This is a genomic window from Nostoc sp. ChiQUE02 (genome assembly GCF_034531305.2).
GTDB lineage: Bacteria > Cyanobacteriota > Cyanobacteriia > Cyanobacteriales > Nostocaceae > Nostoc.
The window spans coordinates 17,703-39,943 of sequence record NZ_JAVRBN020000045.1 but is presented as its reverse complement, the minus strand read 5'-3'; the positions used below and the strand labels follow the sequence as shown (position 1 = coordinate 39,943).

At 43.9% G+C, this 22,241-nt stretch carries 17 protein-coding genes; 11 read left to right on the top strand and 6 right to left on the bottom strand.

Annotated elements, in window-relative coordinates; translation table 11 throughout:
* Positions 1-343 precede the first annotated feature (343 nt).
* Complete coding sequence (locus RM347_RS29570; protein ID WP_322717007.1) at positions 344-613, top strand: hypothetical protein; 270 nt, start codon at positions 344-346, stop codon at positions 611-613.
* 80 nt (positions 614-693) lie between these two features.
* Positions 694-879 (top strand): hypothetical protein, encoded by a 186-nt coding sequence (locus RM347_RS29565; protein WP_322717008.1) that lies wholly within the window; start codon positions 694-696, stop codon positions 877-879.
* Between the two features lie 160 nt (positions 880-1,039).
* Here the strand turns inward: RM347_RS29565 and RM347_RS29560 are convergent, their stop codons facing one another.
* The 4 genes from RM347_RS29560 to RM347_RS29545 form a co-directional block, all read right to left on the bottom strand.
* The gene (locus tag RM347_RS29560) at positions 1,040-2,080 is read right to left on the bottom strand and encodes a chemotaxis protein CheB (protein ID WP_322717009.1); all 1,041 of its coding nucleotides are present in this window, start codon (positions 2,078-2,080) and stop codon (positions 1,040-1,042) included.
* A gap of 155 nt (positions 2,081-2,235) precedes the next feature.
* The gene (locus RM347_RS29555) at positions 2,236-4,521 is read right to left on the bottom strand and encodes an NACHT domain-containing protein (protein ID WP_322717010.1); all 2,286 of its coding nucleotides are present in this window, start codon (positions 4,519-4,521) and stop codon (positions 2,236-2,238) included.
* 492 nt (positions 4,522-5,013) lie between these two features.
* Positions 5,014-5,400 carry a response regulator gene (locus tag RM347_RS29550; RefSeq protein WP_322717011.1) on the bottom strand — a complete coding sequence of 129 codons (387 nt, stop codon included), beginning with the start codon at positions 5,398-5,400 and terminating at the stop codon, positions 5,014-5,016.
* The gene (locus tag RM347_RS29545; RefSeq protein ID WP_322717012.1) at positions 5,372-8,461 is read right to left on the bottom strand and encodes a response regulator; all 3,090 of its coding nucleotides are present in this window, start codon (positions 8,459-8,461) and stop codon (positions 5,372-5,374) included. Before RM347_RS29545 ends, RM347_RS29550 begins: the two co-directional genes overlap by 29 nt.
* 448 nt (positions 8,462-8,909) lie before the next feature.
* Here RM347_RS29545 and RM347_RS29540 point away from each other — a divergent pair, with 448 nt between their 5' ends.
* Entirely contained in the window at positions 8,910-9,314 is a 405-nt protein-coding gene (locus tag RM347_RS29540) for an NIL domain-containing protein (RefSeq protein ID WP_322717013.1), read from the top strand.
* 23 nt (positions 9,315-9,337) lie between these two features.
* Here RM347_RS29540 and RM347_RS29535 read toward each other — a convergent pair whose 3' ends face one another.
* The gene (locus RM347_RS29535; RefSeq protein ID WP_322717014.1) at positions 9,338-10,405 is read right to left on the bottom strand and encodes a DUF3616 domain-containing protein; all 1,068 of its coding nucleotides are present in this window, start codon (positions 10,403-10,405) and stop codon (positions 9,338-9,340) included.
* A 286-nt stretch (positions 10,406-10,691) separates the two neighbouring features.
* Between RM347_RS29535 and RM347_RS29530 the strand changes: the two genes are divergently transcribed.
* Positions 10,692-11,675 carry a CHAD domain-containing protein gene (locus RM347_RS29530; protein ID WP_322717015.1) on the top strand — a complete coding sequence of 328 codons (984 nt, stop codon included), beginning with the start codon at positions 10,692-10,694 and terminating at the stop codon, positions 11,673-11,675.
* Between the two features lie 29 nt (positions 11,676-11,704).
* Here the strand turns inward: RM347_RS29530 and RM347_RS29525 are convergent, their stop codons facing one another.
* Positions 11,705-12,349, bottom strand: coding sequence for a hypothetical protein (locus RM347_RS29525; RefSeq protein ID WP_322717016.1), 645 nt, complete (start codon positions 12,347-12,349; stop codon positions 11,705-11,707).
* A gap of 663 nt (positions 12,350-13,012) precedes the next feature.
* Between RM347_RS29525 and RM347_RS29520 the strand changes: the two genes are divergently transcribed.
* The 7 genes from RM347_RS29520 to RM347_RS29490 all read left to right on the top strand — a co-directional run bounded on the left by RM347_RS29520 (position 13,013) and on the right by RM347_RS29490 (position 22,158).
* The gene (locus RM347_RS29520; RefSeq protein ID WP_322717017.1) at positions 13,013-14,614 is read left to right on the top strand and encodes a B12-binding domain-containing radical SAM protein; all 1,602 of its coding nucleotides are present in this window, start codon (positions 13,013-13,015) and stop codon (positions 14,612-14,614) included.
* Positions 14,615-14,929: 315 nt separating this feature from the next.
* Positions 14,930-15,571, top strand: a complete 642-nt coding sequence (locus RM347_RS29515; protein WP_322717018.1) for an FMN-binding negative transcriptional regulator — start codon at positions 14,930-14,932, stop codon at positions 15,569-15,571.
* A 397-nt stretch (positions 15,572-15,968) separates the two neighbouring features.
* Entirely contained in the window at positions 15,969-17,333 is a 1,365-nt protein-coding gene (locus RM347_RS29510) for an LLM class flavin-dependent oxidoreductase (protein WP_322717019.1), read from the top strand.
* Between the two features lie 102 nt (positions 17,334-17,435).
* Positions 17,436-18,803, top strand: a complete 1,368-nt coding sequence (locus RM347_RS29505; protein ID WP_322717020.1) for an LLM class flavin-dependent oxidoreductase — start codon at positions 17,436-17,438, stop codon at positions 18,801-18,803.
* 199 nt (positions 18,804-19,002) lie between these two features.
* Complete coding sequence (locus tag RM347_RS29500) at positions 19,003-20,541, top strand: amidohydrolase family protein (RefSeq protein WP_322717021.1); 1,539 nt, start codon at positions 19,003-19,005, stop codon at positions 20,539-20,541.
* A 148-nt stretch (positions 20,542-20,689) separates the two neighbouring features.
* Positions 20,690-21,358 carry a dienelactone hydrolase family protein gene (locus RM347_RS29495; protein WP_322717022.1) on the top strand — a complete coding sequence of 223 codons (669 nt, stop codon included), beginning with the start codon at positions 20,690-20,692 and terminating at the stop codon, positions 21,356-21,358.
* Between the two features lie 179 nt (positions 21,359-21,537).
* Complete coding sequence (locus RM347_RS29490; protein WP_322717023.1) at positions 21,538-22,158, top strand: GDSL-type esterase/lipase family protein; 621 nt, start codon at positions 21,538-21,540, stop codon at positions 22,156-22,158.
* Positions 22,159-22,241 lie beyond the last annotated feature (83 nt).

The following is a 22,241-nucleotide window of genomic DNA, read 5'->3' as shown; positions in this document are numbered from 1 at the left end:
TCTAAAACTGCCTAAAGTCACAGCGAAACTCTTTTCAAATAACCTCTTATTACCATTTCACTAAAAGCTTGATACAAATTATTTTTTCTCTTCCCCTATCTCAAGAGCTTCCCCTGCAACACCAGCCTGCCTATGTGCATTAACCTTAAAGTAAAACAGTATTAGGATTGCCATCTTATATATTTGAATAAACGTTTGAATTGTGTATAAGTTGTCTAATTTGTATCTAAAACATTCAAAAGTTATAGATGATATTTGACATTTTTACTTAAAAAGATACAAAACATATTTGATTTATTCTATTAAAACAGAAAGTATCAACATGAATTGAGGAATTTTACACATGACTGCAACCTTCATGAAGCTGCCTAAGTTTCACAATAGTCAATGGGTGAGCTTTATTGGTGGAGAAGGGATTGTACGCAGCTACACACCTGAATCTGGCACATGGACGTATCTGATTGAGATGGTATTAGGCTTAGAGCCTGACTTTGGCAGAGTTGGTGCAGAAACGATGATATTCCTCACCGAGGCAGATTTACATCTTACACGCATTGCTAGTCAAGGGGACGTTACTGTTACAAGGTTCGAGGCACTTTACAACCTCAAATGACTTAGTTCTGAATTATGCCATTCAAGCACTTGATGAAGTAAAATTAGGTATTTTTTAGATCGTCAATATGGAAGTTGAAAATGTTTAAAGCTACCGATTTAATTCGGGGTAAAATCTACTCTTACCGAGGGGAACAAATCAAATTTAGCCATCAATCTCGTAATCAGAGATTCTTCTTTGTAAAGAGTAATGGTAAGCGCTTGATGTTTACATCCTATTTCATTCGGCGAGAACTTTACGAAATTAGAGTGCTAGCAGAACAGTAGGGGAAGTTTCATGCAGCAAGATAACTCTCTCTGCTCTAGTCAAACAAATCGAAGACTTTATAAACTGATAACTCCTCCTTAGATGAAGTTCTCCAAAAACCCAATTTTGACGAACAATTAGAGCAATAGCGATAGTGATTAAAGAAAGTTAAGCCTCCAGCTACTCCGGCTGATCTTCCTCTATTGCGGCAATAGTTCGTTTCGTGGCAAAGCCGTTGAGAATGATATCTCGAATTAAGGACACCTCTTTATCCAAATTCATTGCATGATCCTCATATTTTGTTACGGCACTAGTTAAATTGTAGTTTTTCATCTGTTCTGCCATTTGACGGGAGAATGTAACCTTTTCCTCCATTGTCCGCACAGCCGACCACAGCGCTTTTTCGAGATTCTGAGTTTGCTCTGCTAGGAACACACTAGCTGTAAAGGAATGCCCCGTGTGACAGCGAAACCGTAGCGGCTCTCCTTTGCCAATTTGCCAGATGCTGCCGTTGCATTCAGGGCAGGTGTAAGTCGTTCGAGTCCCGATCGCTTCTACACTCTTTAAAAACTCTTGGGTATTCATCTGCTGTTCAGCAATTCTGGATTCAATTTCGATTTCTTCGGTCACGGGGTATGCCTCCTCCTGGGCGGTGGGTTCTTTTGACAACCGCACTAGCAGGTCTGGGATTTCTGCAAGCGGCAGGCAGTAATCGACTTTCACATACCGCAAGGCGCTCTTTGCCATGCTGGGGTATTGTGCTTCCTTCGGGTCTTGAACAATCGCCACTCCACCCCGTTTTTTGATTGCCTGCAACCCCACCGTGCCATCATCAAGATAGCCGGTGAGTACCACACCTACCACCCTTGTACCATAAGCGCGGGCGGCTGAACGAAATAACGTATCGATCGCGGGGCGAAAGCGGTTTTCTTGAGGCCCGCGCACGACACGCATCAAGCCTTGATTGACCAACAGGTGATAATCGGGCGGTGCGACATAGATTCGCCCGGTTTGAATTGACTCTCCATCTGCCGGGTGAGATGCTGGGAGAGAGCCTACATCTGTAAGAATTTGGGGGAGAATGCTGGGCTTATCCGCTGCGAGGTGCTGAACAATGAAGATGACAGCATCAATCTCAGCAGGCAGAGCGCCCAAGATTGCGCCCAGTGCTTTGAGTCCGCCTGCGGAAGTGCCAATAACAATAATATCGTGTCCAAGCATAGATTCCTTTTCTTAGTAAATAAAAGCGTTTTAGTAGGCAGGGTAAATAAAAGCGTGTAGGCAGGGTAAATAAAAGCGTTTTAGTAGGCAGGGAAAGTGGGGGAAGTTGAGAAAGAGGTACTATTTGCGATCGCAATTTGGTATCATAATCTCTGCTATTCTCGCTCCTGAAGTTCTTTTATCGGCAACAACAAACTGGCTTCAATCTCCTGCCGCACAACGTCTGTGATCTCACAGTTGCCATTGAGGCAATCGATAAGCAACTGATTGGCATCGTAATATTGTTGTAATACTTGCTGTTGCTGTGGGCTGAAATACCATTGATGCTGGATGTTTTGATGCTTAGCGATAATCGCCTTTAACCGTTCCATCCAAGCAGGATAACTTATTTGCCCCCATGTCTGAAACCTTTCTCTACTTTGTTGGGGATCGGGCAGTAGGTCTTTAAGTTTTTGTAAAGCTTGATGTAAGCTAGCATCTTGAACGATCGCCAAAGCATAACTCAGAGCATCGTCGCAGGCATGGGCATCGGCAAAATTAGATTTGCATTCCATTACTAGGTTATCTAATGCCGCATCCAAAAAAATATCTTGATCGAGAATGCAGACAAGGGCAAAGTACGGGGTAAGGTGAGGAGTCCTAGCCAGGGCAAGATAAAACGCCCGAATTGCAGCAGACTCAGGAGCAGCAAGAGACTTTTGACTTGCCCAAGTTAAAAATTTTTGCAAATATGGATCTTGAGCTACTAGCGCATCAATTTCTTGCTTCATCAACAGTACCAAAAAATCTGCATTCCGTAGCATGGCAACCGTTAACAAAAAGATTTCACGCCACCTGGGTTCAGTAAGATGAGTCACCAGACGTTCTAACGGTTTTTTTAATGCTTGTAAATTATAACTGGCAACGATTTTTCGAGCAGTCAGGTATTCTTGAAACGTCAAATAAGAGAAAGAGAAAATCCCCCGCACTCTTTCTGCTAGTAATCCATGTTGCAACTCTATCGCCTGAAGTACCCCTTCACTATCTAATTCCAATTTCTCTGGTTCCGTCGAAGCATTCGGCAAATCACCGATATAATTGCTAATGTATTGCTCAACAATGCGTTGTTCAAAAAAGTAATTACCCTGCTCAAATGTCGCGCTAGCAACCTGACTCAGCAACTTCAGCTTTTGTGGTAATAAAAAACCTTCGTACACTTCATCCCGCTCAATTCCTTTAGTTTCGTCCCATTTGCCCAGGAGGAGGTCTAAACACTGCTTATAAAACACAGCTTTTTGGGTTGGGAATTTGTTCTGGTGATGAAAAACCCAGCAGGCGAGATGCAAAAACAAGGGCGTGACGGCAAGTCTCCGAAATTGTAAGTTTTCGGGTAAATCTAGTTTCTCAATAAATTCAACCGCCTGTTCCTGCCTCTGGTAGACATTCGTTTTCGTAACTGCTGTAAACCACTTCTGAGCAAAAGCAACAATTTGCTCAGAGGTAAATGAGGCAATTTCAACATCTGTAAACCGTCTGAGGTTGAAAGCTTTAGCCGCCGTGCGGCAGGTGACGACAAATATATTCTTTTGATACTTTTCAGAGAGTCTGCGAATCTCATTGACGACACCAATGCTCTGTTGATGAAGTACTTCATCTAATCCATCCAGCAACAGCAACACTCTGCCCTCCAACAACAAAGTTTCCAGCACAGATGGATCTGAAATTCCACAGGTGAGGAATTCTTTGCAAATATAGTTGAGTAAATGGAACTCTCCTGCAACTCTCGTTTCGTCGGCAAAATCTCTTAAGGTGACAAAAATGGGAACCCGATTTGCTGCAAATTTCCCTCGGTTGCATTGAATCGCCAGATGTTGTAAAAAAGTGGTTTTACCTGCTCCCGGTTTACCCAATACCCGCAGCTTTGAGTAAATTTCAACCGCCGTGATCCCCGCGATTTTTGTCTGGGATACTTCACTTAAACCAAAGCGATCAAATTCTTTTGATGTAAACTTTTGCAAGTCAGCAAACTCTAACCACTGAAAGCTGGCAATTTCCTCCAAAATATTGACATCGATGTAAATGTCGTCGATTCTAACGGGGCGACTAACATCTAATAACTGCAAAGTGCCGTACTGATCTTGAATTTTGTCAAAGCGTTGCGATCGCACTTGTTGTACTAGAGCATCAATATCTAAAAATTCAGCAGCACCAAGTTCTTTTAATTCAGGAAATTCTTCTGGAGGATTAGCCGCAATCTCCCGCCAATTCAACGACAACACAGAACAAATTTCTATAAAGACATGACGCTCTACTGGACGCCCACTAAAAAACCGCCAAATTGGTTGACGAGTCTTTAAGTTGACTTCATAAGCCAAATTGTCTTGTGTCCACCCCTTATAAGCGAACGCTTTTTTGGCTTGTTCAATCCCAGCGAGTGATGCTTGGAGCGATCGCTTGACCATAGGAGCTTACACACATCAAATAAGAATTCTTCCAGTTGACATTATTGCAACATATAGTTTCGGAACTACTTAGAAATCAAGTTAACTATTTTTAAATGCTAATGATTTATTTCCAGTATCTTCAGCTAATATTTTTAATTGCATTCTTCTCAGCCAAATCTGATTTATTTAAGTGTCATTTTTAACTTTTCCTCTTGTGTATTAGCATTTGCTATTTTCTATATTTAGTAACTTGGCCTCTGTGGAAAGTTTAAACTTTATGTACGTTTGAGTACTCACTATTATTGTACCACTTCTGTAGGCTTGTGTATAAAGTTAGCCTAATCTTCCTAGTTTCTAGCAAGAGAAACTAAACCAAAGCTGACAAGCTAATTAAGTAGAAATGAAATGATTAATTATTAATTGAACGCTGGTAAATGAGATGCATATAGATTTATCAATGAAGGCAGAAGGTAAATGGGATTGGAGGTGTGACGCCACAGATGTGCGCCCCTACTTTTCCAGACTCCAGCCCAGTGCTACGGCTATTTCAGTAGCTAATTCTAGAGGATTGAATGGTTTAGCGATCGCACTGATCATTCCCATCTGGGCATAGCGACGGCGATCGGAAGCCTGGATTTTGGCAGTTAACAAAATTACCGGAATCGCTTTGGTTAATGGATTGGCTTGTAACTTTTCAAAGGTAGTGATGCCATCCATATCTGGCATCATCACATCCAGTAAAATCGCATCTGGTTGGTAAGTCTCAGCTTTAATTATGCCCTCTTGACCAGAACTGGCTGTCTCCACTTTCCAGCCTGCCACTGTTTCCAAACAAATCTTGGCAACTTCTTGAATATACTGCTCGTTATCAACCACTAGAATTTGCTTCGTTGTCATCACTGCACTCCTCTTGTTGATTCAAGGTAATTCGCTGAAGTAATTCCATCACCCGTTGTTCAAATTCCTGGGTGGTAACACGCCCTTTGCTCAAAAATTCTGGATTTGGACTTAGTTTGCTATGTTGACTTGGCTCGTAACCACTATGAATCATGGGAACGTTGGAAGAGCCTTCTAAATCAGCATTTTGAAAAGTCCCAAATAACGGCAGAGTCACGTAAAAAGTGCTACCTTCGCCTAATGTACTTTCAGCCCAGATGCGTCCGCCGTGCTGTTGCATAATGCTCTTACAAATTGCCAAACCTAAGCCAGTACCATCATGGTTGCGTGAATCTGAGGAGTCAACTTGTTGAAAGCGCTCAAAAATACTCTCAAGTTTGTCATTTGGGATACCGCGTCCAGTATCTTTGACTGTCAACAAAACTTCATCCTTTTCTTGTTGCGCCCCCAAGCAAACCTTAGAACCAGCAGACGAAAATTTAATGGCGTTACTCAGTAGGTTAGTTAAGGTTTGGACAATGCGATCGGAATCTGCCAATACTTGACCGGATACGGCAGAAATAGATACTTTTACTCCTGCTTTATCAGCCAGAGGCTGCATGACATTTACTGCTTGAGTGATCAGGTCAACGATATTGCAAATTTCTGGTTCCATCTTCGCCTTACCCGACTCGATCCGCTCAATGTCTAGGATGTCGTTGATTAAACGTACTAGGCGTTCGCTGCTATCAGTAGCAATTTGCAGCAGGCGTTTTCCCTGCTCTGAGTCTGTTGGTAGCAAACCACTGGCTAGCATTCCTAGAGAGCCGTGAATCGAAGTTAAAGGTGTGCGGAGTTCATGACTAACAACAGAGACAAATTCATCTTTCATCCGTTCAATTTGCTTCCGCTCTGTGATATCTCGCAAGATAACCGTATAAAATATTTCCTCACCCAGGTCTATTTTGGAGATGGAAGCCTCCGCTGGAAATTCAGTACCATCCTTGCGGCGACCATAGATTTCACGCCGTTCTCCCATCCGACGGGCAACATTAGGAGATTGGCCAAAGTCAACCACATGTTGACGATGCGCTTGGAAAAAACGCTGCGGTAAGAGTAAATCAAGACCTTTTCCAATCACTTCTTGGGCAGAGTAGCCAAAAATCTTCTCTGCTCCTTGATTAAACAAGGTGATGCATTGGAACCCGTTGATGGAAATAATTGCATCATCAGCAATATCTAAAATCCGGGCAAATCGGGCTTGAGAGAACCGTAATTCTTCCTGTGTTCGCTGACGTTCATCAAGTTGTGACTGCAACTGTCGATTCAGGGTAATTAATTCAGCAGTGCGCTCTGCCACTCTCAATTCCAGTTCGTTGATGGCTCGTAAATTGGGAGACACAGAGAATGAGGAAGATGAGGTAGTATTTTCTCCCCCTGCTCCCCCTGCTCCCCCTGCCCCTCTGCTCCTCTGCCCCTCTGCCTCCCTGCCCTCCTGCGTCACGCGCTGCCGCAATTTTATTCGTTCTAAGCGATTGACGATCCGAGTTACAAGTTCCGGCCCCACAATGGGCTTGCTTATAAAGTCATCAGCACCAACGCTAAACACCTGATTTACCATCTCGGCATCGTTATGCACAGTCAGGAATAAGATGGGTAACTCACTCCAGCGAGGATCGTTGCGTACCAATTGGCAAAGTTCTATACCATTTGTATAGGGTAATTCCACATCGAGAATCAGCAGATGTGGGACAACTGCTTCCAAGCTTTCCCATAACTGACGCGGATCTTCAAGAGCGATCGCCTTGAGTCCCCAAGGACTAAGTAAGGTTTGCAACAATGCCTGAATTTGCGGATCGTCATCCACAACCAATATTTTAGTTTCTGCATGGGAGTCATGTTGCAGCGATTGCGTCACTGTTTCTAATACCTGTGGGGTTGGTGTTCCAGATATTGCCCCTGCGTCGTTTCCCTCAATTTCCCGACGCAATAACCTTACCCAACTTTCAAGGTTGCTAATCTCAGATTTACTCCAGCTTTGGCCAGAACTCAGCAGCAGTTCAATATTGCGTGCCAATTTTGAGCCAAGAGGTAAGCCAAAAGTACCTAAAGATCCTGCCAAGGTATGCGCCTCTTTGGCTGCATGGGAGAGCAATTCGGGATTTAAAGTATTTTGATTTAAAGTTGCGATCGCTTCCTCCAGTACCCTCACCTGCTCGTCCACCCGCCCTTGAAATCGTTGCCAAATTTCCGCAACTGCCATTAATGTTTGCTGCTGTGATTTGAGATTTGGAACTGTGTATTTTGCCTGCCCCTCTGCCCCCCTGCGCCTCTGCCCCTCTGCGCCTCTGCCCCTCTGCCCCTCTGCCCCCCTGCCTCTCTGCTCCTCTGCCCCTCTGCCCTCCTCTTCCAGTGGTTTCAGACGATAACCGATACCATAAACTGTTTCAACCAAATCACTGGCTGCTCCTACAGCTTTGAGTTTCTGCCGTAACCCTTTAATATGAGTGCGAACAGCTTCTTCTTGTGGAGTATCTTCATAAGACCAAAGATGTTCTAAAATCATGCCGCAGCTAAACACCCGGCGAGTATTTCGCAAGAATAGTTCTAACAGAGCAAACTCTTTTGGGGTAAGTGGCAACAGATTGCCAGCATAAATCACTTCACAACTACTAGGGTCTAGCTGCAACTTCCCATACTCCAGCACAGGTTGTGAGGTTACGCCTTTGCGACGCAACAACGCCCGAATACGAGCAATTAACTCCTCTTGATCAAAGGGTTTAACTACATAGTCATCTGCGCCTGCATCTAATCCGATCGCTTTTTCATGACTACTATCGCGCCCTGTCAATAACAATATTGGCATTTGCAGACCGCTAGACCGGATTTGACGACAAAGACTAATGCCATCCAGCTTGGGCAACACTATATCCAAAAGGATTAAATCATAATCGTAAGTTTGAATAAAATCCCAAGCAGCATCACCATCAGTTGCAACTTCAACCGCATAGTTTTGATTAGTCAAAACAGCGGTGAGTGCAGATGCATTTAACTCGTCATCCTCGACAACTAAAATTTTCATGTTAAAAGCTTTCCAAATTAAAATGGATACAACAGATAACAAGCAATAAACTTAAATTGCAAAATCAATTAGTATCAATGGTGAATTTTAAGGCATCTTCCTATAGATATATATTTTCGGTTCATACTCATTAATAAATATCAATATTGATAAATTTTTAACTGAATTTTTATAGCTGCCTGTTTAGGAGCAGATGCTATGGTGGAAAGAAATATTTTGCAGACACTAATTGCAGACACTAAATTTATACTACCTTACTTACAGGTTCTCCTAGTATAGGGAAAGGGGAAAAGGGAAAGGGAAAATTCTATCCCTTTCCCCCTACACCTTATCCCCACTTTGTGGGGCCCCACCTTCCCCTTTTCTCCACTTCTGCAAGAAGTCTAATGATCTTTGGAGTTATAAAACTCTCAATACGCTACAACAGAAAAAACCCTCTGCTAAACCTGTGAAAAAACGAGTAACACTCACCTTCCCGAAACGCGCCGTGCAAATGCCAGTCACTTACGTACTGGCCAAAGAGTTCAACGTCGCCGCCAATATAATCCGCGCCCAAGTTGCCCCCAATCAAATTGGTAACCTGGTAGTGGAACTATCGGGAGACATCGATCAATTAGATGCGGCGATCGAGTGGATGCGATCGCGCCATGTTAACGTTTCTTATACATTAGGCGAAATTGCGATCGATCCAGATGTGTGTGTCCACTGTGGTTTGTGTACTGGGGTTTGTCCTACCGAAGCTCTCACCCTCCACCCAGAGACGTACAAGTTGACATTCACGCGATCGCGCTGTATTGTTTGCGAACAGTGTATCCCTAGCTGTCCCGTACAGGCAATCTCTACTAACCTTTAACAATCTAAAATTCAAAATTGTTACTAGCCCAACTTAAACACATCCGCTATTACAGCACTATCACCCACCAGCCTAGTTTTTGCTGGAGAGTCATAAACTACCAATAGCGAAGGGATGCCAGCGACATCCTGAAACAGCGTCATTCCCTCAGCGTGTTCTTCCCGATTTCCATAGGGAATATCTTGCACATAATCTGGATTGCTGAAGACATTTTCTCGCGAATTCACACCATTTACCCAGCGATAAACTTGCACAGGTCCATCTAAATCCATCGTTGGCCCAGCTAAAATCAACAAATCTTTTCCATCTACATACAAATCCCGAATTCCCAAACCATTCAACCAGATAAAATGCTTTTTATATAACTCCTTCACTTCTCCAATTTGCTTTAGTCTCAAAAGTCCAGGGCTAGAATCTTCTAACTCTATTTCCAGCACCACAGCCCAACCCCGCAATACAGGGCCGCGCAAACCCAAAAAAATGCGGTTTTGATAAATGCCTATTCCTTCAATATCAAATCCATTATCCTTTCCGGGAATTGCTGCCTTAATGAACGAGCCTAAATGGGGATCATTTATTAAAGCTGTCATTAGCAAATTACCCTCGTTCGTCACCTCTAATTTAGCGGCATTCAATTGCACATCTGGCTTTTGTGGAAGTGGGCAAGATGAGAATAACTTACCGTCTATCATCGGAATCCGTCCTAAGAGGTAACGGTTGGGTTCTGATTCAATCTTTGCTAGCCTTTTAAAGTTTTTCGCATCTGTATTTTCGGGTTTGAATTTTTTGCGTTTGTAACTGTGAGAACCAACAAACCATAAGTAATAATCACTGTAAGCAAGTCCTTCTATATCAATTTCTTCGTCTTCTGGTGCAGGTAAATTGATAAATTCTGCTACTCGAAATTGTTCATGGTCTGAAAATTTATCAGTATCAACCAAAGAGAGACGTTCAATAGTTGAAGTTTCATCTGACCCCAACCATAAATACTTCTGATGTGTAAGCAATACTGCTGATAAGTCTTCTCTATGTTCTTTGAAATTATCTATAAAAGTCAAGGAAACTTGATTTATTAATTGTAAGTTTGGCATCTTAAATCATCTTTATAGTTAAAAAAACTTAACCATGTTATTATAATATAAAATTTAATTGCCTTAAAATTTTTATCTATAAACTATAGCTCAGATCAAATCGCCAGGTGGATCTGGTATTTAGACCTTTGATAGATATTCCATATTTATAAAAGAGTATGCAACTATCAATAGTCATAAGAAAAGTTTACAATTCTCATTGCCTAAAAAAAGATCACAAGTAGATGCAAATATTTAACTAATGTTATTATGCAATAACCTCATGAGGTAGTCATTAAGAGCAGTTATGAAATTAGCCACACAACCTACGGTAAAAACTCTAGGGGACTACGCCTACCAAGCGATTGAAAAACACTTTAAAAAGACCTTGAAGTGGGAAAAATCAGTGAAGAAAGATGAAGATCCAGAAGCACTGCACCAAATGCGAGTGGGAATGCGCCGCTTAAGGACAGCTGTAACTCGGTTTGGGCTAGCGGTGGATGTGTCGAAACCAATCAGCGATAAAAATATTGGTAAAATAGCCCGTCGTCTTGGTAGTCTCCGAGATTTAGACGTACTCAAAGAAAGTTTGGAAAACAATTACAAACCAAACTTACCCCGCAAAGAGCAAGAATCTTTGCAAACAGCTTTCACAGCTTTGGCTAAACAACGTGAAGATGTCCTATCGAGTGTACAGAAAACGTTAAAGGATGAATCTTATAAGTCTCTAAAAGATGCATTGGATAAGTGGTTAGAGAAACCCAGTTATCAACCTTTGGCATCTGTTACCATTCAGCAAGTACTACCAGACTTACTTTTACCAGAAGTGAGTAATTTCTTACTGCATCCGGGTTGGCTAATTGGCACGCAATTTGTGGACTCAGAACTGAAAATAGAGAAAAACTGGAAACCAGAAAAGATAGAAAAACAATTGACAACAGAAGGTGAAATTCTTCATAGTTTACGAAAAGAAGCTAAACGTATACGCTACCAGATGGAGTTATTTACTGACTTATATGGTGAGTCCTACGGAGCTTATATTACAGAAGTGAAAAATGTCCAAGAAATTTTGGGTACGATGCAAGATAGTGCAGTCTTAACTGACTGGCTTGCAGATGTATTCAAGTCAGAAATTCAGACTCAATTGCCCACCCTTGCTAACTTATTAACCGAAAATCGTTACCAATCGTGGCAGCAGTGGCAACCTTTGCAAGAACGGTATTTAAAAGCTGAAACTAGACATAGCTTTCATTTAACAATATTGCACCCACTTTCAGGAGTAATAAATTAAAAGCTACTCTTTGTAAGGCAGAGATTGGATTAACGAGCAGACAATTGGATAGGAGCCTCTAGCGACAAAACATAAACACTGCTTTGGGGAATTTGTACAATACGGATATTTTCGGCAGAACGTAAACCTGAAATTAGTCCAACAGCGCTTCCTAGCATGGCTCCCCGGTCAAACTGTTCGGGATCGCCTTGGCTAAAAAAGCCCAAGGTGCTTCCACCAATCCTGCCCCAAACAGAGCCATTCTCAACGGCCTTGTCATTAGCTCGCATCTGGGTAATGGTAGTGCCGGGAATCATCTGACTTGATGCTTTAATTGAAACAATTCGACCGTTGACCACCAATGACTGTGCCACAATTTTAGCGCCCCCATCAGTGGGTTTGAGGGTAATAGTTACAGGAGTATTTTCCGGCGCTACAATATTACCTTGATTATCTTTAATCGCGCTAGCTAAAGGAAGTGTCAGGGGGTAATCCTTTTTTTGCCCAACATCTACGGTAACAGACGCTGGAAATGAGACAATAATTGCTGTATCTTGAGGAATGTTAATCTCTTGATTGACTGCTTGAGTCGGCTGAGGTGCTTGAATCATTACTGGTTGGGCGTTAGCTGGCAGAATGATAGAACTCAATACAGACATAGAACAGGCGAGGCTCAACAATATTTGCGTTTTCATGACCGCGTTTCCCTTTGATTAGAGTAGTGTTTTTTTAGGATTGAATCCCCTTCACTCAATCAATAGGTTTGCAGTGGTTGATTTATGCAGCCTTCTATCAGAAAAATATTTAATTTATTGGCTCATTTGTCTGTACCTCTTTGCCAGTCAACTACAGAGAGGGCTGCCGCCTCCCAAATTCGTGGTAGAGACGCAATAGAGCATTTCCTTCTTAGACCTGGAAACGAGAAATAAAGGGGACTGGCGATAAATAAAGACGGGTTGCAGCCCGTCTAAATAGCTTGAAAGTGCAAATACACCTTGTATAGTATTGAAAATAACACAATTAATTTTCTCAAAGTTGCCAATTTGCCAACCCATAAAAAGAACAAATGTTAGAACCATCCTACAAGTCCTGCTATTTCCGACTAAATCATTTACCCATGCATGTTTGAGGATTGCCGGAAATTGCGATCGCACTCCTCACACTCATTGAGATATTTTGAGCTACTCTCTGGTCTGAAAACAGTAATAATTGCCCTGACAAGATATTGCTTTGTCTAAATCAGTCATAGTAGAGGTTACAGCTACTGGTTACAGAAGCTCTTTTAATCTGTTGTCAGACTGGTTTAGTTTTACATGAACTCAACCAGCAGCAAACATCAAGGGTTATAAGCATCGAATATGAACGTTTTACTTGTATATCCCCGTTTTCCAAAAAGTTTTTGGTCTTTTGAAAAAACACTGGCTTTATTAGACCGTAAAGCGATGCTACCACCTTTAGGCTTAGTGACTGTAGCGGCGATTTTACCCCAAGAATGGAATTTCAAGTTAGTAGATCGAAATGTTCGCGTCTGTACAGAGGCAGAATGGGCTTGGGCCGATTTGGTTATTATGTCGGCGATGATTGTCCAAAAAGAGGATTTGCTCTCTCAGATATTGGAAGCAAAGCAAAGAGGTAAACTGGTCGCGGTGGGTGGACCCTTCCCGACAGCGCTCCCGAATGAAATGACATCCGCCGGAGCAGACTACTTGATATTGGACGAAGGGGAAATTACTCTACCCTTATTTGTAGCAGCGATCGCACGGGGCGATCGCACAGGTATTTTTCGCTCTGGTGGTGAAAAACCAGATGTCACCAACACACCAACTCCTCGCTTTGACTTGCTAGAGTTTGAAGCCTATGCGGAGATGTCAGTACAATTTTCCCGTGGATGTCCCTTTCAATGTGAATTCTGTGACATTATTGTGCTATACGGTCGTAAACCCCGCACCAAAAACCCAGAACAACTATTAGCAGAACTTGATTACCTCTACAAACTGGGTTGGCGGCGCAGTATTTTTATGGTGGATGACAACTTCATCGGCAATAAGCGGAATGTCAAATTATTTTTGAAATCTCTTTTGCCCTGGATGGTAGAACATAACTATCCCTTTTCTTTTGCCACAGAGGCTTCAGTTGATTTAGCCCAAGATCAAGAACTGATGGACTTGATGGTAGCGTGTAATTTTGGAGCTGTTTTTCTGGGCATTGAAACCCCCGATGAAGAAAGTCTTACTTTCACTCAGAAATACCAGAATACGCGAGACTCACTCAGTGAGGCGGTGAATAGGATTACCCGCTCAGGGCTGCGAGTCATGGCAGGCTTTATCATTGGGTTTGATGGCGAGAAAGTAGGAGCCGGCGCACGAATTGTCAAGTTTGTCGAGCAAACAGCAATTCCTACAGCCTTATTTAGTATGCTGCAAGCGCTTCCAGATACAGCCCTTTGGCATAGATTAGAAAAGGAAGGACGACTCCGCAATAAATCTGCCAACATCAACCAAACCACGTTGATGAATTTTGTCCCAACTCGACCGTTAGAAGACATCGCTCGTGAATATGTGCAGGCCTTCTGTGATTTGTATGAGCCAGAGCGGTTTTTGGAGCGTACATACAAGCACTTCCGTCTTTTGGGCGAAGCAACCTATCCCAAAAAGGGCAAAGCTGCCAAGAAACCATTGAACTGGAAAGTACTCCGAGCGTTTCTGATTATTTGTTGGCGTCAGGGTATACGTCGTCAGACGCGCTGGCAATTCTGGCGCAACTTGTGGAATATGTATCAGCATAATCCGGGTGGGGTGAGTAGCTACTTAGCTGTTTGCGCCCAAATTGAGCATTTCTTGGAATATCGCCAAATTGTCCGCGATGAAATTGAGGCTCAAGTGGCTGAATTTCTAGAAGGAGAAGCTAGGGTAAAACCGGAAGCAGAAGTGATGGAAGTGTTAGGAAGCGTCAAAAAATAACTCGGATCGCAATGGGCTTGGGTTAGGTGATTGTATTTTATCAACAGATGCGATCGCCTTCTTAATCACACTTAGAGACAATGATTGGGGACTTCCAGAAAATAAATTATCCAAATTTACTCAGATAAGATTTTTTCTTTCTCCCCCTGCTCCCTGCTCCCTGCCCCCTGCCTCCACAGCGATAGGATATTTTTTTAGTTGGAAGTCCCTTGTCTCTAAGTATGATTGAATGAGCAAAAGTTATACCTGTACCTCAAAAAACTACGACACCTCTCGTTATCATGTCCAGAGGAATGAGAGTGAGGTTAAAGGATCATGTACATCCCCAATGCTTTTCGAGAAGATGACATTGAGAAACTTGTCGCCTTCATGCGTGCGAATAGTTTTGCCACATTGGTGTCTATTCTGAATGATGTCCCTGTTGCCTCACATATTCCGCTGGTTGTCACAATGCAAAATAATGTGGTTAAACTATCGGGTCATCTTGCCAAACCAAATCCTCAATGGCAGGTATTTGGGGTAGGCGAGGCACTTGCTGTATTTACTGGCCCCCATGCTTATATCTCGCCATCTTTATATGAGAAGCAAGAGAGTGTACCGACGTGGAACTACATTGCTGTACACGCCTATGGTGTGCCCCAAGTTATTACCCTTGGTGATTCACCAGAATTGATGGATCAGATGATTGAAGACATGATTGACACCTATGGCTCTGAGTATAAATCTCAATGGCATAGCTTATCCGATAACTTTCGCGAAGGAATGATGAACGGCATTATTGGTTTTGAGATGACCATCACACGCTTGGAAGGGAAATACAAACTTAGCCAAAATCGCAGTCATTCTGACCAGAATAATGTTGCACATACCTTGCTACAAAGTACAGAGCCAACTGTTCATGCCATAGGTGCTGCAATGAAACAGAATCTTGAAACCAGTGAACAATTGCCAGAGTGAAAACCCTCAGTTTCTAGTTGTGGGCAGAGGTCAAGCGAACATAGAGTATTGTCTAACAACCTTTGGGCATCATACATAACTATATACTTAGTGAATAATTAGTTCGTAATACTTAATGTTTGTAAAACTAATTATTAGTTTTTCATAATATTGTGATTTCCAGCACATCTTTTTTTCTATTGATCGTGTAGGCTCATATCTGCTGGGTAAAATTACTAGATAAATTTATGGTAATTCGAGTACCAAGCAGCAGCATCCCTAATTCTGCTGTGCTATTAAACTTGCTTACAATTCGGTTCGTAGCAGCAGTCAAATCATAACTGACATAGCTATATACAAATCAGCCATACCAACCGTAGAGCTACTGCTAACGCAATATTTAAGAAAAGAAAAAAGCATGAGTACAATACGCAAGTTTCGTTTAGGTGCATTCATTCAAGCCACCGGTCATCATGTCTCCTCTTGGCGACACCCCGATGCACAAGCAGATGCTGGATTGAATTTCGAGCATTACAAGGAAATTACCCAGACTGCCGAACGCGGCTTATTCGATGCAGTTTTTCTGGCGGACAGTCCTGGAGTTTGGGGCGGCGCTCCAGAAACTCAGTATCGCAACGGTAAAATCGCCCATTTCGAGCCGGTCACTCTCTTCTCGGCCTTGTCCTCCGTTACCAAAAATATCGGCTTCATTTCCACCGCCTCGACTACTTATGAAGAACCCTATACCTTGGCCCGGAAGTTTGCCTCGCTGGACTACTTGAGTAAGGGCCGGGCGGGGTGGAATGTAGTCACCACGGGGAATGAGAATGCTGCGCGTAATTTCGGACTTGAGCATCACCCGGAACACAGCCAGCGTTATGAGCGAGCTGAAGAGTTTGTGGAAGTGGTGAAAGGACTATGGGATAGCTGGGAAGATGATGCTTTCATCCGTGACAAAGAATCTGGTGTCTATTTCGACCCAGATAAACTACATACACTTAATCACAAAGGCAAATATTTTTCTGTAAAAGGCCCTTTAAACGTCGGTCGTCCGCCCCAAGGCTACCCGGTAATTGTTCAAGCTGGAGCCTCCGAATCGGGAAGGGACTTGGCTGCACGCACTGCTGAGGTGATTTTTACTGCCAATCAAACTCTAGCTGATGCCCAAGAATTTTATGCTGACATCAAAGGCAGGCTAGCACAATATGGGCGATCGCCAGACGATCTAAAAATTATGCCTGGCGCTTTCCCAATCATTGGCCGTACCGAAGAAGAAGCTCAAGAAAAGTACGAATTCCTGCAATCGTTAATCCATCCCGATGTAGCCTGGGGAATTTTAAAGAACTATTACAAAGGTGTGGATTTGTCGAAATATTCTTTAGATGATGTAGCTCCCGAACTACCCAGCGACACCAACACTAACAAAAGTCGTCTCAAACTCGTCAGAGATTTGGCTACTCGTGGCACTCTTACACTGCGCCAGTTGTACCTCTCTCTTGCTACCGCGCGAGGTCATCGCACCATACTTGGTACTCCCGAAACTATTGCCGACCAGTTAGAAGAATGGTTCAACAACGGTGCGGCAGATGGCTTTAATATCATGCCGCCAATCCTCCCCACAGGATTGGATGACTTCGTTAACCTAGTCGTTCCCGTCCTCCAGAAACGCGGACTGTTCCGTACCGAATACGAAGGCAGTACCTTGCGTGAAAACCTTGACCTACGTCGTCCGGGCAATCGTTTTGCCGCCAAAAAAGTGGATGAAAGATTAGTGTTGGCGTAAATGACTTTTTATATCTGCACTGTGCTTAAGCAGACATAAAAAGCGATTAGCTGTATGCAAATCAGCGAGACCAACCGCTAACGCACTATAGAAAAAAAGTATATGAGTACAACACGCAAGTTTCGTTTAGGTGCATTCATTCAAGCCACCGGTCACCATATCGCTGCTTGGCGACACCCCGATTCACAAGCAGATGCTGGGCTAAATTTCGAGCATTACAAGGAAATTACCCAAACAGCTGAACGCGGCTTGTTCGATGCAGTTTTCCTTGCTGATAGCCCCAGCCTACAAGATAACGGTGAACTGGAGGTGCTGAAGCGTAACGGCAAATTAGCTAAGTTCGAGCCAGTGACACTATTTTCTGCACTGGCCCCACTGACTAAACACATTGGGTTTGTTGCTACTGCTTCGACCACTTATGAAGAACCCTATACCCTTGCACGTAAGTTTGCCTCGCTAGACTACCTGAGCAACGGTCGAGCAGCCTGGAATGTAGTCACCACAGGGAATGAGAATGCCGCTGCTAATTTCGGTCGTGACCAGCACCTAGAGCATAGCCAACGCTATGAACGCGCCGAAGAGTTTGTGGAAGTGGTGAAAGGCCTGTGGGATAGCTGGGAAGATGATGCCTTCATCCGGGACAAAGAATCTGGTGTCTATTTCGACCCAGATAAACTGCATACACTCAACTACAAAGGCAAACATTTTTCTGTAAAAGGCCCTTTGAACGTCGGTCGTCCGCCTCAAGGTTATCCAGTGATTGTGCAGGCTGGTGCTTCGGAAGTCGGTCGTGAACTTGCGGCACAAACTGCTGAAGTTATTTTTACTGCCAACCAAACGCTGGAAGACGCGCAGGAATTTTATGCCGATGTGAAAGGTCGGTTGGCTAAATATGGCCGCCAACTGGACGATCTGAAAATCATGCCGGGTGTTTTCCCAGTGATTGGCCGCACTGAAGAAGAAGCTCAGGAAAAATACGAATTCCTGCAATCGCTAATTCACCCATCGGTGGCATGGAACTTACTCAAAACGCGTTATAAAGACATCGATTTATCCGGCTATTCACTCGACGATCTCGCACCTCCGTTGCCCAGTGATACCAATGGTGGTAAAAGCCGCCTCAAGTTGCTGACGGATCTCGTAAATCGCGGTAACCTAACCCTGCGCCAGTTGTATCTCTCTGTCGCTACCGCGCGGGGTCACCGCACCATAGTTGGTAGTCCCGAAAGTATTGCTGACCAGTTGGAAGAATGGTTCAACAACGGTGCAGCAGATGGCTTCAATATCATGCCGCCAATCCTCCCCACAGGGTTGGACGACTTCGTTAACTTGGTCATCCCCATCTTGCAGAAACGTGGACTGTTCCGTACCGAATATGAGGGCAGTACTTTGCGTGAAAATCTCGGATTGCGTCGACCGAGCAATGGTCTTACCAGCAAACAAGTGGACAAGAACTTGGTGGTGGCGTAAATGAATTTTTCACAGATGTTTAAGCCATACCTTTTAAACTGCACCTTCTGTAGATCGCCGCCCTACATCAAATCGTAGGGAAACGCGATTGTGGAGAGACGCGATAAATCGCCGTCTCTACAGGAAATTTATTTGTCAATAGCAGCATTGGATGCTGAAAAAAACCTGTAATTTTTGTGCCGTAGGCAAGGAAAAAAACATGACTGAATATAGCCGATTGAAGACCTCACGCTCTGCTGCAATCAGAGCAACCCTTGATTATCCAGTAATCGACACCGACGTTCATACCAATGATTTCACGCCAGCTTTTGAGGATTACATCGCTAAGTACGGTGGTGTGAAACTTGTAGATGAGTTACGCAAGACTGAAGCTTCCCGTCTTAACTCCAAGAGCAATGGTAAAGACTGGTATCAACAAACTCCTGAAGAACGTCAATATAACCGCACAATCCGATCGCCTTGGTGGGCTAGAGTTACTAAAAACACATTGGATCTTGCTACTTATACCCTCCCCGGACTCCTCTATGAGCGTCAGGCAGAGCAAGGGTCAGACTATTCGGTGCTGTTTCCCAACAATGTTTTGGCACCTGCTGGAGCGAGTCCAGAGAACCGTCAGGCACTGCAACGTGCAGTCAATCACTATCATGCTGATATCTACCGGAAATATAGCGATCGCCTGACACCGGTCGCTGGCATCCCATTAACTACTCCCCAAGAAGGCATTGAGGAGCTAGAGTTTGCTGTGAAAACACTGGGCTTAAAGGTGATTAATATCACTGGCGGTGTGAAACGGCCGATTAAAGCGATCGCTGATAAGTATCCAGCCGATAAATTCCCCGAAATTGCCAAGTACGCTTCTTATATCGACTTCTACGGATTAGATAGTGAATACGACTACGATCCTTTTTGGGCAAAAGTTGTGGAACTGGGCGTACCCGTAACCACCCATTACGGCAGTCAGGGTTGGACTGGCCGCTCCTCTATCAGTAACTACATGAATAACCACATCGGCCACTTCGCCGATGGTTCGGAAGCATTTGCGAAGGCGTTGTTCTTCGGTGGTGTTACCAAGCGTTTTCCGCAGTTGCGCGTAGCGATGCTGGAAGGTGGGGCAGATTGGGGTGCTCGCGTCTACATCCATTTGGTAGATCGGTTTTCCAAGCGCAATGTTAAGGCACTGCAAAACTACAATCCAGCATTGACAAATGCCGATGAGTTGTTTGAGATATTTGAGCGCTACGGTGCAGAAATTACTCAAGGACATTCCCTCGATAAGGATGAATTGACCAAGACTGTACTGGGAGCTTCATTCAGCCGTCATAGCCGCGCGCCGATTGGTAGCGAATTGGATGATTTTGCAGCAGCAGGCATTGAAACAATTGAAGACATCCGCGATCGCTGGGTGAATAGTTTCTTCTTTGGTTCTGAGTCCGATGATCGCACCATCGCTACGGCATTCAACGATAAAGCCAATCCCTTGGGAGTCAAAATCAACGCCATCTATTCCTCCGATGTTGGTCACTGGGATGTGCCAGACTTGACTTCCCCCTTGGCTGAAAGCTGGGATCTCGTACAAGAAGGCGTTATTTCCGAAGCCGACTTTAAGTCCTATGTATTCGCTAATCCCTACAAGTTTTACACCCAAGCTAACCCAGATTTCTTTAAGGGTACAGCGATCGAATCTAAGGTAGGTAACACCGAATTTAAACAAGTGGACAAGAGCCTAGTGGGAGTGTAAAAGGCGAGATGAATAAGCAAGGGAGCAGAAGGGGAAAGAGGTAAATTAATTACTCATTCTCCCCCCTGCACCCTGGTCACTGAGCGCAGCCGAAGTGTGCCCCTCTGCCTCTTTGCCCAATCCCCAAATCAAATTAGGAGTCACAACAATGCCCGTTGAACAACGCTCTCACGACACTAGCAATGGTTCCTTGCCTTATCTTTTCTCGCCTGTTTCTGACAATGCCAACAAACCTGCACCATTAGTACTTTTTCTGCATGGAGGACGCGATCGCGGGACGGATCTGAATGTGCTACTGAAATGGGGTTTACCTCGTTTCGTGGATTTATCCGACTCGTTACCTTATGTCTTCGCTGCACCCCAAATTCTGGCCGAACAGACTTGGGCAGATCGAGCAGATGATGTGCTTGCTTTGCTTGATGAACTGATCGCTTCCCAGCCTGTCGATCCAGCGCGGGTGATATTGGCTGGGTTCAGCTTAGGCTCGGCGGGTATCTGGCATATCGCTGCTTTACATCCCGATCGCTTCGCAGGTTTAGTACCTGTGTCTGGACGTGTACCGAAAACATTAGCAGAAAGCGAACTAGCTGCACTCAAAAACATTCCCGTTCAGATATTCCAAGGTGGACAGGATAAAAATCTGCCGATTGAGGATACAGAGAATTTTGTTGAGCGCTTACGCAAGGTAGGGGGGAAAGTTGATTTGACAGTGCTACCGGAAGGCGATCATTTTATTGCAGATGAAGTATACGGCGATCCGAAGTTACAACAGTGGCTAATTTCCCAGAACCGTCGTGAAATTCCTGTAGTCGCTTGAGGTGAAATGTTCAAAAACTAACTTGCAATATTCTCTGAGGTAGGCAGCGTTCGACTGAGCGCTCACGCCGAAGTCTTGCCTGCCTAACATAACAATATATTAATATCTTCTAGAATCATGAACATAATGCTTCTTCTCAAGCCAAAACCGAACTCTTTCGGCCAAAATGCAGTTGAATTATGTCAGATTCTCGCAAAGAAATCAGAATTTGTTTTATTGGTGAATCCTTTGTCAATGGCACAGGCGATCCAGAGTTTCTGGGTTGGACAGGTAGAGTGTGCCGCAATGCTGAGTCAAGAGGATACGCTATCACCCATTACAACTTGGGGGTGCGGGCAGAGACAAGTCGGTATCTCAAACAACGTTGGTACTCGGAAGTCTCCTATCGTCTTCCAAAAGAATTCGATGGTCGAGTAGTGTTTTCCTTTGGGGCAAACGATTCAGGATGGGCGGGTAAACAGCAAGGAATCGAACTTTCAGAGTCGATCGCAAATGCTCGCAGTATCTTAAGCCAAGCAAAGCAACTCTATCCGATCTTGATGGTTAGTCCGCCACCCTGCGGTGATGTCGATCAAGAAAAAAGAAATCAAATTCTTGCAAATTTGTCACAGGAATTCGCGTTGGTTTGCGATCAACTAGATGTTCCGTATCTCGATGTGTTTTCCAGTTTGATAAACTCACCGATCTGGTTAGTAGAAGCAAAAGCCAATGACGGCGCTCACCCAAAAGCAGATGGTTATGCAGAATTTGCGGCGATCGTACAAAACTGGGAAGGTTGGTTAAATTGGTTCACACCTTAAAAAATGCCGACATCGGGCTAATCATGGCTTAGTCGATGTCTTGCATAGGCTTTTAGTTTTGCGTTAGCGTACCCCTCCGGGGA